This window comes from Streptomyces sp. NPDC093085, assembly GCF_040683935.1.
In the GTDB taxonomy this organism is placed as follows: Bacteria; Actinomycetota; Actinomycetes; order Streptomycetales; family Streptomycetaceae; genus Streptomyces.
The window spans coordinates 976,436-991,003 of the sequence record NZ_JBFBFB010000001.1 but is presented as its reverse complement, the minus strand read 5'-3'; the positions used below and the strand labels follow the sequence as shown (position 1 = coordinate 991,003).

Below are 14,568 nucleotides of genomic sequence, written 5' to 3'. Positions count from 1 at the left end.
GTGCTGGTCGTCGGGGGCAGCGGGGTGGATACCGTCGTCCGGGTCGATTCGCTGCCGGTGCCGCTGGCCGACTCCGTACCGGTGGGGCCGATCCGTGAGTGGCCCGGGCAGACCGGCGGCAATGTGGCCCTGGGCTGCCGGAACTTGGGGCTGAACGTCAAGTTCCTCGACTATCTGGGCGACGACTGGACCGGCACCCAGGTCAGGGAGCGGCTCACGGCGGGCGGGGTGGACTTCGAGACGCTCACCGCGCCGCTGGGCACCCGGCGCGCGGTCAACCTGGTCGACCGGACGGGCCGGCGGATGTCCTTCCACGACGCGCGGGACCCCGAGGAGCTGCGGATGCCGCGCGCGTTCTATCTGCCGCATCTGGAGCGTGCCCGCCACGTCCACCTGTCGATCACCAACTTCACCCGGCACCTCTTCGACGACATCGAGGCGCTCGGCCGCCCGGTCTCGACCGATCTGCACGACTGGGACGGACTCTCCGACTACCACCGGGAGTTCGCCCTCCGTGCCGACCTGGTCTTCCTCAGCGCCGCCGGGGCCGGTGAGCGGATCGCCTCGGTGATGCGGGAGATCCTGCGCGAGGGGCGGGCCGAGGCGGTGATCGCGACGGCGGGCGCGGGCGGCTCGTATCTGATGAGCCGGGACGGCGGCCGTACCCCGCGCCCGGTCCCGGCGACCGCCCCGCCCGCGCCGGTGGTGGACTCCAACGGCGCGGGCGACGCGTATGTCTGCGGGTTCCTGTACGGGCGGCTGGCCGGCCTGGACCTCGAACGGAGCGCGGCGCTCGGCGCGATCGCGGGCGCCCACGCCTGTACCGCCGAGGGCTCGGAGGCCCTGATCGGCCGGGACGACCTGCTGGCGGCCAGGGTCTGACGGAGGGGGCGCGGGGCGGGGCGTACAGCCGTACGAGCCCCCGCCTCCGCACCGCCTCCGCACCCGCCTCCGCCCCCTCCCGCGCACCGCCCGCGCACCGCCCGCGCACCCGTCCGTCACCCGGGCTTCGTCCCCGCGCGGCGGCGTTGTCAGTGGCGCTTGGTACAAATGCTCCCGTTCAGCCGATCACCGCACAACGGCGTCTGGAGCGTCCCTCATGACCATTGGCGAGCACCTGCGGGAACTGCACGGCCTGCCCTCGTTCCCCTTCCCCGGGCCGGACGGCGCGGCCGGGGCGGCGCTGCCCGACCCGGCCTCGGTGGCCTGGCGGCTCTCCACCGACACCTACGACGCGGCGGAGGAGTGGCCCGAGCTCCTCGCCCGCTTCACCGAGGCGGTGGACACCACCGCCGTCCGCGCCCTGATCGTGGGTGCGTGGAGCGAGGCGTACGACTCCTCGTCCGAGCCGATCGTGGCGGCCCTCGTCGCGGCCCGCGACCGGCTGCCCGCCCTGCGCGCCCTGTTCATCGGCGACATGACCTTCGACGAGTGCGAGATCTCCTGGATCACCCAGTCCTCGCTCTCCCCGCTGCTGGACGCCTTCCCCGAGCTGGAGAGCTTCGGCGCCCGGGGCGGCACCGGGCTGGCGTTCCCGCCCGTACGGCACGCGCGGCTGCGCTCGCTGACCGTCGAGACGGGCGGTCTGGACTCCGCTGTGGTGCGGGACATCGCCGCGTCCGAGCTGCCCGCGCTGACCCACCTGGACCTCTGGCTCGGCTCGGACGAATACGGCGCGACCACGGGCCTCGCCGATCTGGCGCCGATCCTGAACGGCGAGCGGTTCCCGCTGCTGCGCTCGCTGGGGCTGCGCGACAGCGTGATCCAGGACCAGATCGCGGGCGCGCTGGCCACCGCCCCGGTGGTGGCCCGGCTGGAGACCCTCGACCTCTCCCTGGGCATCCTCGGCGACCCGGGCGGCCGGGCGCTCCTCGACGGACAGCCGCTCACCCACCTCAAGAAGCTCGACCTGCACCACCACTACCTGGGCGACGCCGTACGGGACGAGCTGGTCGCCACGCTCGGCGCGGCCGGGGTGGAGGTCGACGTCTCCGACCCGCAGACCGCCGACGCCGACGACACCGACGAGGAGGGTGAGGCGTACCGCTACGTCGCGGTGGCCGAGTAACCCATGAGCGCCTCCCCCAGCGGCCAGGACGGCCCGCCCCGGCTGGCGGTGGTCGGTATCCCCGGCAACCGCCGCCTCGCCCTCTTCCAGGACGCCGTACGCGCCGCCGGGCTGCCCCCGGCGCGTGAGATCGGCTGGCTCGACGTGGTGCGCGGCCGGGCCGGGTTCACCGCCGGGGAGACCGTACGGCTCGACTCCCCCGGCGAGGACCCGGAGGTGCACCGGCTGCTCTCCGGGGTCGCGGACCCGACCCGGGTCGAGGGCACGGGACGCTGGTACGAGCGGTTCACCGCGGCGGCCCGCGCGGTGGGCCGGGCGGCCGGGGCGGCCGGGGCGAAGGTGCTGGACGACCCGGAGGAGCTGGCGGTCCTCTTCGACAAGCGGCTCACCCACGGGGTGCTGGACGGGGCCGGGGTGCCGGTCCCGCTCTCGCCCACCTCGGGCCCGGCCGCGCCCGCCGTGACGGGGTGGGCGGACGTACGGGAGCGGATGGCGGCGGCCGGGGTGCGCGGGGCGTTCGTGAAGATCGCCCACGGCTCCTCGGCCTCCGGGGTGCTCGCCGTACGGACGGCGGGTCCCGGGCGGGTCAGCGCCGTCACCTCCGTGGAGCGGGACGGCGCGGGCCGCCTCTACAACTCCCTGCGGGTGCGCCGCTACACGGCCGAGCGCGAGGTCGCCGCGATCGTCGACACCCTCGCGCCCGACGGGCTGCACATCGAGCGGTGGATGCCCAAGGGGACCCAGCGGGGCCGCTCGGCCGATCTGCGGGTGGTGGTGATCGCGGGGCGCGCCACCCATGTGGTCGTCAGGACCAGCGCCTCGCCGATGACCAACCTCCATCTCGGCGGCGCCCGGGGCGATCTCGACGCGCTCCGCGCCACGGTCGACGCGGCGGGCGGCTCCTTCGCCGCCGCGCTCGCGACCTGCGAGGCGGCGGCCGGCTGCTTCCCCGCCACCCACTGCGTGGGCGTCGATCTGCTGCCCGCCCCGAGCTGGCGGCGGTACACGGTCGGCGAGGTCAACGCCTTCGGCGACCTCCTCCCCGGCCTCACCGGGCTCCCGGAGCGCGCGGCGGCCGGTCTCGACACCTACGCGGCACAGCTCGCCGCGCTCCCCGGGCGCCCGGCGCGTACCGCCACCGCGACCACCGCATTCGCGACCGCCACGACCCCGTCCCTCCCCCGGCCCGAGAGGCAGGACGTGTGAACCGGCTCGGCCCCCGCCCCCGCACCCCGGACGCCTCCGGGACCCCCGACATGAACGAGGTGGTCGGGCGGGACGATCTCCTGCTCGTCACCCTGGACACGCTCCGGTACGACGTGGCGTGCGAGCTGGCCGAGGCGGGCCGTATCCCGCATCTCGCCCGCCATCTGCCGCCCGGCGGCTGGGAGGAGCGGCACGCGCCCGGCACCTTCACCTACGCCTCCCACCAGGCGATCTTCGCGGGTTTCCTGCCCACCCCGGCCGCCCGGGGGCCGCACCCCCGGCTCTTCGCCGCGCGCTTCGCGGGCAGCGAGTCCACCGCGGCCCGTACCTATGTCCACGACACCCCCGACCTGGTCACGGGGCTCGCGGCGGCCGGTTACCGCACGGTGTGCGTCGGCGGCGTCGGCTTCTTCACCGGGCGGGGCCCGCTCGGCTCGGTCCTGCCCGGCCTCTTCCAGGAGAGCCACTGGGAGCCGGAGTTCGGGGTGGCCTCCCCGGTCTCCTTCGAGGCCCAGGTCGCCCGCGCCGAGAAGGTGATCGCCGGACTCCCCCCGGAGCGGCGGCTGTTCCTCTTCGTCAATGTCTCCGCGCTGCACCAGCCGAACTGGTTCCACCTCCCCGGCGCCACCGCCGAGGCGGGCGACACCCGGGAGACCCACGCCGCCGCGCTGGAATACGTCGACCGGCATATCGGCCGGCTCTTCGCCGCCGCGAGCGGCCGCCGCCGGTGCTTCGCGATCGTCTGCTCCGACCATGGCACCGCCTACGGCGACGACGGCTGGAGCGGCCACCGGCTGGCCCACCCGTCCGTCTGGACCGTGCCGTACGCCCACTTCTTCCTTGAGCACGGGACCGCCTCATGACCCCACCGCCCGCCGCGACCGCCGCCCCCACGCCCACCGGGGCCGTCCCGCGTCCGTACGAGAGTTACGTCTACGCCTATCCGCACAAGACGGCCTACCGTCCGCTCCCCGACCGCCCGGCGCTCGCCGAGGCGTGGGCCGGGGAGCCCACCGACGCGCTCTCCCTCTATCTGCACATCCCGTTCTGCGAGGTGCGCTGCGGCTTCTGCAACCTCTTCACCCGGATCGGCGCGCCCGACGGGCTGACCACCCGGTATCTGGACGCGCTGGAGCGGCAGGCGGGCGCGGTCCGGGAGGCGCTGGACGGCGCCGGGGCGGACGGGCGGCCGGTACGGTTCGCCTCGGCGGCCTTCGGCGGCGGCACCCCCACCTATCTGACCGCCGACGAGCTGACCCGGCTCTGCGACATCGCCGAGCTGCGGATGGGCGCCGACCTGCGGGCCGTCCCGCTCTCCGTGGAGACCTCCCCGGCCACCGCCACCGCCGACCGTCTCGCGGTGCTCGCGGAGCGGGGCGCCACCCGGCTGAGCATCGGTGTGCAGAGCTTCGTGGACACGGAGGCGCGGGCCGCCGTACGCCCCCAGCGGCGCGCCGAGGTCGAGGCCGCGCTCGGTCGGATCAGGGCGGCCCGGATCCCGGTCCTCAACATCGACCTGATCTACGGCATCGACGGCCAGACCCCGGCGAGCTGGCGCCACTCGCTGGACGCCGCGCTCGCCTGGCGGCCCGAGGAGCTCTATCTGTACCCGCTGTACGTACGGCCGCTCACCGGTCTGGGCCGGCTCGGCGCGGCCGGCGACGCCGCCTGGGACCGGCAGCGGCTGGACCTCTACCGGCAGGGCCGTGACCATCTGCTCGCCGAGGGGTACGAGCAGGTGTCGATGCGGATGTTCCGGCGCCGGGACGCGCCGCCGCAGGGGGCCGACGACCACGCCTGCCAGACCGACGGGATGATCGGCCTGGGGTGCGGGGCCCGCTCGTACACCTCGCGGCTGCACTACTCCTTCGACTACGCCGTGGACATGCGGGAGATACGGGCGATCATCGACGCCTACACGGCCACGGAGGACTTCTCGCGGGCGGAGGTGGGCCGGCGGATCGACGGGGACGAGGCGCGCCGCCGCCATCTGCTCCAGTCGCTGCTCCAGGCCGGGGGCATGGTGGTGGCGGAGTACCGCGCGCGGTTCGGCGCGGACCCCGGCGAGCACTTCGGGGCGGAGCTGGCGCGCTTCGCGGCGCTCGGCTGGCTGGCCCCGGACACGGGCCCGGAGATGGTGCGCCTCTCCCCCGAGGGGCTCGCCCACTCGGACGCGCTGGGCCCCGCGCTCTTCTCACCTGCCGTACGGGCCGCGATGGCCGCGTACGAGTCGAAGTAGCCCGCCATGACGGCCCCCCGACCCGAGCCGGGTCCGCGCGAAGACATCGCCGGCGACCGGACCTCCAGCACCAGCCGCACCCCCAGCACCAGCCCCGGCCCCGGCTCCGGCCCCAGGGAGCTGACGATCCTCTATCGCGGGCCGCTCGCCTCCTGCGACTACGACTGTCCGTACTGCCCCTTCGCCAAGCGGCGCGACAGCCCCGAGCGGCTCCGCGCCGACCGGGCCGCCCTGGAGCGGTTCACCGGCTGGGCCGCAGCGAGCGAGGACCGGCTCTCCGTGCTCTTCACCCCCTGGGGCGAGGGCCTGGTCCGCTCCTGGTACCGGAAGGCGCTCACCGACCTGTCCCGGCTCCCACATGTCCGCCGGGTGGCCATCCAGACCAATCTGAGCTTCCGCACCGGATGGCTGGACGGCGCCGACCCCGCCAAGCTCGCCCTGTGGTGCACATACCACCCGGGGCAGACGCCGTACGACCGCTTCCTGGCGAAGGCGCGCGAACTCACGGAGCGCTCGGTCCGGTTCAGTGTGGGCGTCGTCGGCCTCGACGCGCATCTGGAGCAGGCGCGCCGGCTCCGCGCCGAACTGCCCCCGCACGTCTATCTCTGGATCAACGCGGCCGAGGGGCACACGTACACGGACGAGGAGGCCGCCCGCTGGACGGAGCTGGACCCGCTCTTCCCGTACAGCCGCCATCCGCACCGCTCGGCCGGGCTGCCCTGCCGGACCGGCGAGTCGGTGATCTCGGTGGACGGCGAGGGTACGGTGCGGCGCTGCCACTTCGTCCCGGCCGAACTGGGAAACCTCTACGACGGCTCGTACCGCCGCGCGCTCGCGCCCCGGCCCTGCCCGCTCGCGGTCTGCGACTGCCATATCGGCTACGTCCACCTGGAGTCGCTGCCGCTGTACGACGTCTTCGCGGGCGGCGTCCTGGAACGCGTCCCGGCCGGGTTCCCGGCCGGCTCTCCGACAGGCACGGGCCCGGGTCCGGGCGCCCCGCCCGGCGCCCCGGCGGGCACTCGTCTCCGGATCACGCCCCGCTGAGCGCCGCCCGGCCCCGCCCCGTCAGCCGTGGTCGAGCGGGAGAAGGTCCGGACGTTTTGCCTCCACATGGTCGCCAGAGGACTCGCCGCGCAGCCTCCGCCCGATCCAGGGCACCAGGTACTCGCGCGCCCAGTGGATGTCGTCGCGCCGCACTTCGAGGGTGCCGCGCGGCGGCAGCGGCGGCCACGGCTGGTCCGGGTCGGCCGGTACGTCGACGCCCAGCACCTGCCCGGCGCGGAGCGCGACCCGGGTGTGCCCCTCGGGCGAGAGGTGGAGCCGGTCGTCGTCCCAGGCCCTCCGGTCCTGGACGGTCCTGAGGGACCAGAGGTCGAGCACGGGGCAGCCGTACCGGTCGGCGATGGCCCGGGTGTGCTCGTTGAACGTGGCGATCTTGCCCCGCAGATGGCGCAGTACCGGCACGCCCCGGGTGTCGAACCCGGTGGCGAGCATGACCGTGCCGACGGCGCCGGTGAGTTCGGCGACGGCCCGCTCGAAGCGCTCGGCGACATCGTCGGGGTCGGTGCCGGGGCGGAGGATGTCGTTGCCGCCCGCGCAGAAGGTCACCAGGTCCGGGGCGAGTTCCCGGGCCCGGGGGATCTGCTCCTCGACGATCTGGTCGAGGAGTCTGCCCCGTACGGCGAGGTTGGCGTAGCGGAAGTCCCCGTGCACCGGGTCCGCGTCCGCGCCGGGCGCCGGGAGCCGGTCGGCGAGGAGGACCGCGAGCCGGTCCGCCCAGCCGACGAAGCGCCCGTCGGGCCCCGGATCCCCCACGCCCTCCGTGAAGCTGTCGCCTATCGCCGCGTACGACGCGAACACGGTGTCGTGCCCCGTCCTCGCTCTGCCCGCTCTGCTGCCGCTCGCTCTCGATTCATCTGCCACAACCGGGAATTTTCCCCCTGGTGATGTGACCTACGCGACCGTAGGCGGGGGTTGACGCGGGGTGAGAAAGAACATTGCCCGTTCTCCCCGGAACCGGGAATACCGGGAGCGACGGGAGATGCGGGAAGGCCGGCGGACGGGAACGACGCCGCCCGGCACCTGCCGAGGTGCCGGGCGGCGTCCTGAAAAGTGCCGGTCAGACGGAGACGCCCTGCTGCCGGAGGAAGGCCAGCGGGTCCACGTCCGAGCCGTAATCGGGGCCGGTGCGGATCTCGAAGTGCAGGTGCGGTCCGGTCACATTGCCGGTGGCGCCGGAGAGCCCTATCTGCTGACCGGTGGAGACGGTCTGGCCGGCCGAGACGGAGAGCTGGGAGAGGTGCGCGTACTGCGAGTACATGCCGTTGTCGTGCCGGATGACGACCTGGTTGCCGTACGCGCCGCCCCACCCGGCGGTCACGACGGTGCCCGCGCCGACCGCCTTGACGGTGGTGCCGGAGGAGGCCACGAAGTCCACGCCGGTGTGGTAGCCGCTGGACCAGTTGGAGCCCGAGGCGCGGTACGGGGTGCCGATCCCGACGCCGTCCACCGGCAGGGTGAAGGCGGCGGTGGAGCGCTGCGACGAGGAGTCCGCCGAGCCCGACGTGTTCGACGAGGTGGCCGGTCCGGACGACGCGGAAGTCTTCGCGGAGCCTCCGGAGTTCGAAGACCTGGTGGGCTCCGACTGCTTCGCGCTCTCCGCCGGGCGCGCCGGCGCGGCGGGCTTCTCGGGGGTGGCGGAGCGTGCGAGCCCGGCGGACGACTGCGAGCGGGCGGTCGCCTTCGCGCCGATGGTGAGCTTCAGGCCGGGGTGGATCAGCCCCGGATCGGCCCCCACGGCCTGCCGGTTGTCCTCGTACAGCCGCTGCCAGCCGCCCTGGACATGCTGCTCGTCGGCGATCTTGGCGAGGTAGTCCCCGGCGACCACGGAGTAGGTCCGTACGGTGGTGGTGGCCGTCCGGGACACCTGGGTCGCGGAGGCCGCCTCCGTCCCGGCGGGCGCCGCCCGGAACGCGGCCGGGGCGGTGTGCGCGGCGGGCGCGGTCTCCGGTACGGCGGCGGGTGCGGCCGGCTGCGCCGCGTGGGCGCCGGTGGCGCCGATGAGCGGCAGGGCGATGGCGGCGCCGCCGGTGGACGCGGCGAAGAACCGGCGGGAGAACGGATGGGACTTGGGGCGGCGGTGCTTGCCCTTCGCGGACATGTCGCGTTCCTCTCCGGCGCCTGCGAGGTGAGCTGTCGGGTTCGGGCTGGAGTTGCCCGGCCGCGCGTGGTGCGCGACTTCACCCCGAGCCGTCCCCGGTGCCGGGGCACCGGAACGGCGTACTACCTGGGTCCCCCGCTCCTGCCACGCGTGAAGTGTTCGGATGGATGGTGGTCCCCGGGGCGGCGGCAGGATTCGGCGTTCCGCCCGGATTGCTGGTGAACGTAGGCGAGTGCGACGGCCGGAACAAGCCATCCCTGTTCCCTGGACAAGGCGCGCTCCCCGCCGGTCCGTCGTCACCCGAAGATCGCCCGTCACCCTGTGTGGAGGCGGCGCTTCAATTCCCTTTCGAGTTCGCCTTTCCCTTTCGCCCCACCGCCACGGAACGTCACGGATATGATCCTGCTCACCACACGCCCCCCATCTCCCCCGGGAACGGGGCAGGTTGTGCGCAATCACCCAAGACGGACAGGTGATGATTTAGGCGTTTTATTCCCTCCCGACGGGTCAGCACCCCGGCCCCCTCGGTCGTCCCTCGGCCCCATGGGACGGCGCGTCCCCATGTCGTAGGGTCGGGACCGACGCCGCCGGCGAGCAGCGCCGACGGCAGAAGACCCGGAGGAGCAGGCGTGACGCAGCAGTCGCCGCAGGTCCCGGCCACCGAGCCCGAGCTGTCCGGAGTGCGCAACTTCCGCGATGTCGGCGGGCTGCCGACGGTGGACGGGGGGCGGATACGGTACGGGGCGCTCTACCGCAGCGGGCATCTCGCCCGGGCGACCGCCGACGACTCCGCCTTTCTCTCCGGTCTCGGACTGCACACCGTTTTCGACTTCCGGAATTCCGCCGATATCAAGCTCGACGGCGAGGATGTGGAACTCGCGGGCGTACGCAACGTGAACATTCCGCTCTCCGATCCGGCCGAGGGCGCCGAGTTCTGGCACATGGTCCGGAACGGCGATCTCGCGACCCTCCGCTCGCTTCTCTCGGACGGCGCCGCGGCGGCCCGGATGACCGCCTCGTACCGCACGATCGTGACCGGGCGCACGGCCGAACACGGCCGGCTGCTGCACGCGCTCGCCGAGGACAGCGTGCCCGCGCTGCTGCACTGCGCTGCGGGCAAGGACCGGGCGGGGATCTCCGTCGCCGTGGTGCTGCTCGCGGTCGGGGCCGAGCGGGACGCGATCGAGGCGGACTACCTCAAGTCGAACGACCCGCACCGCCGTTACACCTTCCACCGGGGCGACGGGGTGGCCGACGAGGTGCCGGCGGAGGCGGCCGAACTGCTCGGCCCGCTCTTCGACGCCCGGGCCGGCTATCTGGCGGCGGCCTTCGAGACCATCGAGCGGAACTGGGGCTCGGCCGACCGGTATCTCTCCGAGGGCCTGGGGCTGGCGCCCGCCACCCGCGAGCGGCTGCGCGCTCGTCTGGTCGACACCGGCACGGCCTGACGCCCCCGCCCCGGGCGCTACTCGCCGACGGTGAAGAGGAGGTAGAGGAAGGCCGCGAAGACATGGCCGGCGATCAGATAGACGAAGAGCCGGATCACCAGCCCGCGCGGGAACTTCCGCTCCTCGTCCATGACCGGCCCGGGACCGTCCGCAGGCGCTCCCACCGGCGGTTCCGCCGGCGGCTCGGTCCGTGGTTCCGGGTGCGGTGTCGGGGGCATGGCGGATCTCTCTCCATGGTCGTCGGGGTCGGATCGGGGTCGGGGCCGGGTCAGAAGGGGTGGGCCGAGTCGCCGACACAGAGATCGGCGGACGGGCTCTGGAGCAGGGTGTGGACGAAGAGCAGCCCGGCCCCCTCGGGTCCCGCCGCGCCCATCCGGTGCGGGGTGAGGGAGTCGAAGTGCGCGCTGTCCCCGGGGCCGAGCAGATACGTGGTGTCGCCCAGGCTCAGCCGGAGCCGCCCGTCGAGTACGTACAGCCACTCCTCGCCCGGGTGGACCCGGACCAGCTCGCCCTGGGCCGCTCCGTACGGCACTTCGAGACGGAGCGGCTGCATGGCCCGCCCGGCGCCGCCGGCCTGCTGGTACGTCCAGCCGTCGGCCTCCACGGGCTCCGCCCGGCTGCCCCGGATGATGGGCTGCCGCTCCGGCGGGACCTCGCCGAGGAGCTCGGAGACGGTCGTCCCGTAGATCCGGGCGAGCCCCAGCAGCATGGGGAGCGAGGGGTGCCGGTGGCCCGTCTCCAGCCGGGAGAGATGGGCGGGCGAGAGCCCGGCGCGCCGCGCGGCGGCCTCCAGGGTGAGCCGCCGGCCACGGCGCAGTGCGCGCAGGCGGGGCGCGATGTCCGGCACCTGGTCGGGCAGTTCGTCGGCCGACTCTCCGGCAGCGGGTGGGCTCATAGGACTATTGCGCCAGACGCTTTCCTCCAGGGCAAATTTCTTGCCCTGGAGGCACAGTGGACCGTCGGGGATCGGCCAACTCCCCCGGAGGCGCCTCCGGCGGACGCTACCGGTTGGCGACGGCCTGCTTGACCAGGGTCCTGCCGAAGTCCCACATCAGTCCGCCGCCGCTGTGGGCGTCGTCCATCACGGCGGTGAAGGCGGTGACGAACCGGTCCACCTCGCGTTCGCCGATGATCAATGGCGGAATCAGTTTGATCACTTCGAGGTGGTCGCCGGAGACCTGGGTGAGGATCCGGTGCTTCTGGAGCAACGGTACGACGACCATCTGCGCGAAGAGCCCCTTACGGGCCGCCTGGAGCATCGCCCACCGGCCGCGCAGGGCGATCGAGTGCGGCCGGCCGAACTCGATCCCGACCATCAGCCCCCGGCCGCGCACGTCGTGCAGCAGCTCGTAACGGTCCACGAGGGCGGCCAGCCGTGATCTCAGCAGCTCCCCGGTGGCCCGGGCGTTGGCGACCGTCCCCTCGTCCTCCATCACCGCGAGCACGGCGAGACCGGCCGCCATGGCCTGGGCGTTGGAGCCGAAGCTCGCGGAGTGCACCAGGACCCGGTCCATGGAGGAGTAGACGCGCCGGAAGATCCACTCCTTGCCGAGGGTCGCGCCGACCGGCACATACCCCCCGGAGAGCGCCTTGGCCACACAGACGAGATCCGGCTCCACGCCCGCCTCGTGCTGGTACGCGTAGAAGTCGCCGGTCCTGCCGAGTCCGGTCTGCACCTCGTCGACGATGAGCAGCGCCTTGTGCCGGTGGAGCAGCTCCTGCGCGGCCTTCAGGAAGCCGGGCGGCGCGGCGTGCACGCCCTTGCCCTGGATCGGCTCCACGACGAAGCCGGCCACATCGCCCCGGGCCAGCTCGCGTTCGAGCGCGCCGAGGTCGCCGAGCGGGATCTCGGTGTCGGGCAGCAGCGGGGCGAAGCCGTCCCGGAAGCCGTCCTCGCCGTTGACCGAGAGCGAGCCGGTGGTCAGCCCGTGGAAGGCGTGGCCGCAGTAGAGGATCCTGGTCCGCCCGGTGGCGTACCGGGCGAACTTCAGGGCGGTCTCGACGGCTTCCGTACCGCTGTTGCCGAAGAACACCCGGTCCAGGTGGGGGGTGTGCGCGAGCAGGCGCTCGGCGAGGAGGCCGGGGAGCGGCTGGCAGTCGAAGCGGGTCAGGTCGGCGAGCGAGGCGTCCAGGACGTCGTGGAGCGCCTTGCGGACGACGGGGTGGTGCCGGCCGAGGCCCATCACACCGAAGCCCGCGAGCATGTCCAGGTAGTCGTTGCCGTCGGCGTCCCAGAAGTAGGCGCCTTCGGCCCGCTCGTAGACCCGGTCGAAGCCGATGGTGCGGAGCATGCGCGGGAGCTGGTGGTTGAGGTGTCTGCTGTGCAGCTCGTACCGTTCCGCGCCGCGCTCAGCGAGCAGCCGGGGCAGGTCGAACCCCTTGGGCCGCTCCTCGGCGGGCGGGCCGGGTGGCGGCCCGGACGACGGCCCGGGTGGCGGGGTGACGTTCATCGTGCGCGCTCCTTGCCGGTGAGGGCGGCGCTGATACGGCCCGCGATCTCGACCGGGGTGAGACCGAGGTCGGCCAGCACCTCGCCGCGTTTGGCGTGTGCCAGGAACTGTTCGGGGATGCCGAAGGTACGGAGCGGTACGTCGACCCCGGCGTCCCGCAGCGCCTGTCCGACGGCGGAACCCACCCCGCCGGTACGGCTGTTGTCCTCGGCCACGGCGACCAGCCGGTGGCGGGCGGCGAGCGGCGCGAGGTGTTCGTCGACGGGTTTGACCCAGCGCGGGTCGACCACGGTGCACCCTACGCCGCGCTCCGCGAGGAGGTCGGCGGCGCCGAGGCAGACCGGTACGAGCGCGCCGACCCCGACGAGCAGCACGTCCTCGGCCGGTGCCCCGTCATCACCGGCCGGGGCCCGGCGCACCACGTCCATCCCGCCGATCCGCCCGACGGCGGGGATGTCCGGGCCCACCGCCGCCTTGGGGAAGCGGACCACGGTCGGCGCGTCGTCCACGGCGACGGCCTCGCGGAGCTGGGCCCGTAGCTGCCCGGCGTCGCGCGGCGCGGCGATCCGGAGTCCGGGGACGCACTGGAGCATCGACATGTCCCACATGCCGTTGTGCGAGGGCCCGTCGACGCCGGTGACCCCGGCCCGGTCGAGGACGAAGGTGACGCCGCAGCGGTGCAGGGCGACATCCATCAGAAGCTGGTCGAAGGCGCGGTTGAGGAAGGTCGCGTAGACGGCGACGACGGGGTGGAGTCCGCCGGTGGCGAGCCCGGCGGCGGAGACCGCCGCGTGCTGCTCGGCGATCCCCACGTCCCAGACCCGGTCGGGGAAGCGCTCGGCGAAGGCGGTGAGCCCCACGGGGTGGAGCATGGCCGCGGTGATCGCCACGACATCGGGGCGCTCCTCGCCGATCTCGGCGATCTCGTCGCGGAAGACCGAGGTCCAGGAAGGCCCGGCGGCCGGGGCGAGCGGCTCGCAGGTCCGCGGGTCCATCACCCCGACGGTGTGGAAGTGGTCGGCCTCGTCCTGGAGCGCGGGCTCGTAACCGCGTCCCTTCTGGGTGATGCAGTGCACGATGACCGGGCCGCCGAAGCGCTTGGCGCGGCGGAGCGCGGACTCCACGGCGGCGATGTCATGGCCGTCGACGGGCCCGACGTACTTGAGTCCCAGGTCCTCGAAGAGGCCCTGCGGGGCGACGGCGTCCTTGAACCCCTTCTTGGCGCCGTGCAGCGAGCCGTACAGGGTCCGGCCGACGACCGGGGTGGAGTTCAGCACCTCCTTGCCCCAGGCGAGGATCCGTTCGTAGCCGTCGGTGGTGCGGAGGGCGGCGAGATGGTGGGCGAGGCCGCCGATGGTCGGCGCGTACGAGCGTTCGTTGTCGTTGACGACGATGACGAGGGGGCGGTCCTTGGCGGCGGCGATGTTGTTCAGCGCCTCCCAGGCCATCCCGCCGGTCAGCGCCCCGTCCCCGATCACCGCGACGACATGGTCGCCGCGTGCCAGCACCTCGTTGGCCTTGGCGAGGCCGTCCGCCCAGCCGAGGACGGTCGAGGCGTGCGAGTTCTCGATGATGTCGTGCGGCGACTCGGCCCGCGAGGGATAGCCGGAGAGCCCGCCCTTGCCGCGCAGCTTGGAGAAGTCCTGCCGTCCGGTGAGGAGTTTGTGGACATAGGCCTGGTGTCCGGTGTCCCACAGGATGCGGTCGGCGGGCGAGTCGAAGGCCCGGTGCAGGGCGACGGTCAGTTCCACCACCCCGAGGTTGGGCCCGAGATGGCCGCCCGTCCGCGCCACCGCCTGGATCAGGAACTCCCTGATGTCCCGCGTCAGTTGATCGAGTTCGCTCGCCGTCAGTGCCTTGAGATCGTGCGGCCCCCGGATGTGTTCCAAGACGGACACGCGCGGCCCCCTCTCTGATTGGTCCGGCTCTGTCTGGTCCGGCTCACAGATGGGCGGGGAGGTCCGTCGGCTTCTCCCGGAAGCCCCCCTGCGGACGCT

Annotated in this window: 13 protein-coding genes and 1 riboswitch; of the genes, 7 read left to right on the top strand and 6 right to left on the bottom strand. The window is 73.5% G+C overall.

What is annotated here, in order from left to right:
• Window positions 1–3: 3 nt before the first annotated feature.
• The 6 genes from AB0O07_RS04075 (at window position 4) to AB0O07_RS04050 (ending at window position 6,557) form a co-directional block, all read left to right on the top strand.
• Entirely contained in the window at window positions 4–882 is an 879-nt protein-coding gene (locus AB0O07_RS04075; protein ID WP_365627988.1) for a carbohydrate kinase family protein, read from the top strand.
• 217 nt (window positions 883–1,099) lie between these two features.
• Window positions 1,100–2,068, top strand: coding sequence for an STM4015 family protein (locus AB0O07_RS04070; protein WP_365626430.1), 969 nt, complete (start codon window positions 1,100–1,102; stop codon window positions 2,066–2,068).
• 3 nt (window positions 2,069–2,071) lie between these two features.
• Complete coding sequence (locus AB0O07_RS04065; protein ID WP_365626427.1) at window positions 2,072–3,274, top strand: STM4014 family protein; 1,203 nt, start codon at window positions 2,072–2,074, stop codon at window positions 3,272–3,274.
• Window positions 3,275–3,324: 50 nt separating this feature from the next.
• Window positions 3,325–4,137 (top strand): STM4013/SEN3800 family hydrolase, encoded by an 813-nt coding sequence (locus tag AB0O07_RS04060; RefSeq protein WP_365627985.1) that lies wholly within the window; start codon window positions 3,325–3,327, stop codon window positions 4,135–4,137.
• Window positions 4,134–5,513, top strand: coding sequence for an STM4012 family radical SAM protein (locus AB0O07_RS04055; protein ID WP_365626425.1), 1,380 nt, complete (start codon window positions 4,134–4,136; stop codon window positions 5,511–5,513). The genes AB0O07_RS04060 and AB0O07_RS04055 overlap by 4 nt, the downstream gene beginning before the upstream one ends.
• Before the next feature lie 6 nt (window positions 5,514–5,519).
• A complete protein-coding gene (locus AB0O07_RS04050; RefSeq protein ID WP_365626422.1) occupies window positions 5,520–6,557 on the top strand; it encodes an STM4011 family radical SAM protein in 1,038 nt (345 codons plus the stop codon).
• A gap of 21 nt (window positions 6,558–6,578) precedes the next feature.
• On the opposite strand, the gene AB0O07_RS04045 is transcribed toward AB0O07_RS04050, so the two are convergent.
• Window positions 6,579–7,373 (bottom strand): SGNH/GDSL hydrolase family protein, encoded by a 795-nt coding sequence (locus AB0O07_RS04045; protein ID WP_365626419.1) that lies wholly within the window; start codon window positions 7,371–7,373, stop codon window positions 6,579–6,581.
• A gap of 259 nt (window positions 7,374–7,632) precedes the next feature.
• On the bottom strand, window positions 7,633–8,673 hold the full coding sequence (locus tag AB0O07_RS04040; protein ID WP_365626416.1) for a LysM peptidoglycan-binding domain-containing M23 family metallopeptidase: 1,041 nt from the start codon (window positions 8,671–8,673) through the stop codon (window positions 7,633–7,635).
• A gap of 4 nt (window positions 8,674–8,677) precedes the next feature.
• Window positions 8,678–8,841, bottom strand: a riboswitch (cyclic di-AMP (ydaO/yuaA leader).
• Between the two features lie 461 nt (window positions 8,842–9,302).
• Here AB0O07_RS04040 and AB0O07_RS04035 point away from each other — a divergent pair.
• Window positions 9,303–10,121, top strand: a complete 819-nt coding sequence (locus AB0O07_RS04035) for a tyrosine-protein phosphatase (protein ID WP_365626413.1) — start codon at window positions 9,303–9,305, stop codon at window positions 10,119–10,121.
• A 17-nt stretch (window positions 10,122–10,138) separates the two neighbouring features.
• Here AB0O07_RS04035 and AB0O07_RS04030 read toward each other — a convergent pair whose 3' ends face one another.
• The 4 genes from AB0O07_RS04030 to dxs all read right to left on the bottom strand — a co-directional run bounded on the left by AB0O07_RS04030 (window position 10,139) and on the right by dxs (window position 14,469).
• A complete protein-coding gene (locus AB0O07_RS04030; RefSeq protein WP_365627982.1) occupies window positions 10,139–10,252 on the bottom strand; it encodes a DUF6126 family protein in 114 nt (37 codons plus the stop codon).
• A gap of 137 nt (window positions 10,253–10,389) precedes the next feature.
• A complete protein-coding gene (locus AB0O07_RS04025; protein WP_365626410.1) occupies window positions 10,390–11,016 on the bottom strand; it encodes an XRE family transcriptional regulator in 627 nt (208 codons plus the stop codon).
• A gap of 106 nt (window positions 11,017–11,122) precedes the next feature.
• On the bottom strand, window positions 11,123–12,571 hold the full coding sequence (locus AB0O07_RS04020; protein ID WP_365626407.1) for an aspartate aminotransferase family protein: 1,449 nt from the start codon (window positions 12,569–12,571) through the stop codon (window positions 11,123–11,125).
• A complete protein-coding gene (dxs, locus tag AB0O07_RS04015) occupies window positions 12,568–14,469 on the bottom strand; it encodes a 1-deoxy-D-xylulose-5-phosphate synthase (RefSeq protein ID WP_365626404.1) in 1,902 nt (633 codons plus the stop codon). Before dxs ends, AB0O07_RS04020 begins: the two co-directional genes overlap by 4 nt.
• Window positions 14,470–14,568: the final 99 nt, after the last annotated feature.

What these genes read in the sequence shown, in the direction of transcription:
- AB0O07_RS04070 (WP_365626430.1), top strand. Translation starts at nt 1,100, where the DNA reads ATGACCATTGGCGAGCACCTGCGGGAACTGCACGGCCTGCCCTCGTTC.
- AB0O07_RS04065 (WP_365626427.1), top strand. Translation starts at nt 2,072, where the DNA reads ATGAGCGCCTCCCCCAGCGGCCAGGACGGCCCGCCCCGGCTGGCGGTG.
- AB0O07_RS04060 (WP_365627985.1), top strand. Translation starts at nt 3,325, where the DNA reads ATGAACGAGGTGGTCGGGCGGGACGATCTCCTGCTCGTCACCCTGGAC.
- AB0O07_RS04055 (WP_365626425.1), top strand. Translation starts at nt 4,134, where the DNA reads ATGACCCCACCGCCCGCCGCGACCGCCGCCCCCACGCCCACCGGGGCC.
- AB0O07_RS04050 (WP_365626422.1), top strand. Translation starts at nt 5,520, where the DNA reads ATGACGGCCCCCCGACCCGAGCCGGGTCCGCGCGAAGACATCGCCGGC.
- AB0O07_RS04040 (WP_365626416.1), bottom strand. Translation starts at nt 8,673, where the DNA reads ATGTCCGCGAAGGGCAAGCACCGCCGCCCCAAGTCCCATCCGTTCTCC.
- AB0O07_RS04030 (WP_365627982.1), bottom strand. Translation starts at nt 10,252, where the DNA reads ATGGACGAGGAGCGGAAGTTCCCGCGCGGGCTGGTGATCCGGCTCTTC.
- AB0O07_RS04025 (WP_365626410.1), bottom strand. Translation starts at nt 11,016, where the DNA reads ATGAGCCCACCCGCTGCCGGAGAGTCGGCCGACGAACTGCCCGACCAG.
- AB0O07_RS04020 (WP_365626407.1), bottom strand. Translation starts at nt 12,571, where the DNA reads ATGAACGTCACCCCGCCACCCGGGCCGTCGTCCGGGCCGCCACCCGGC.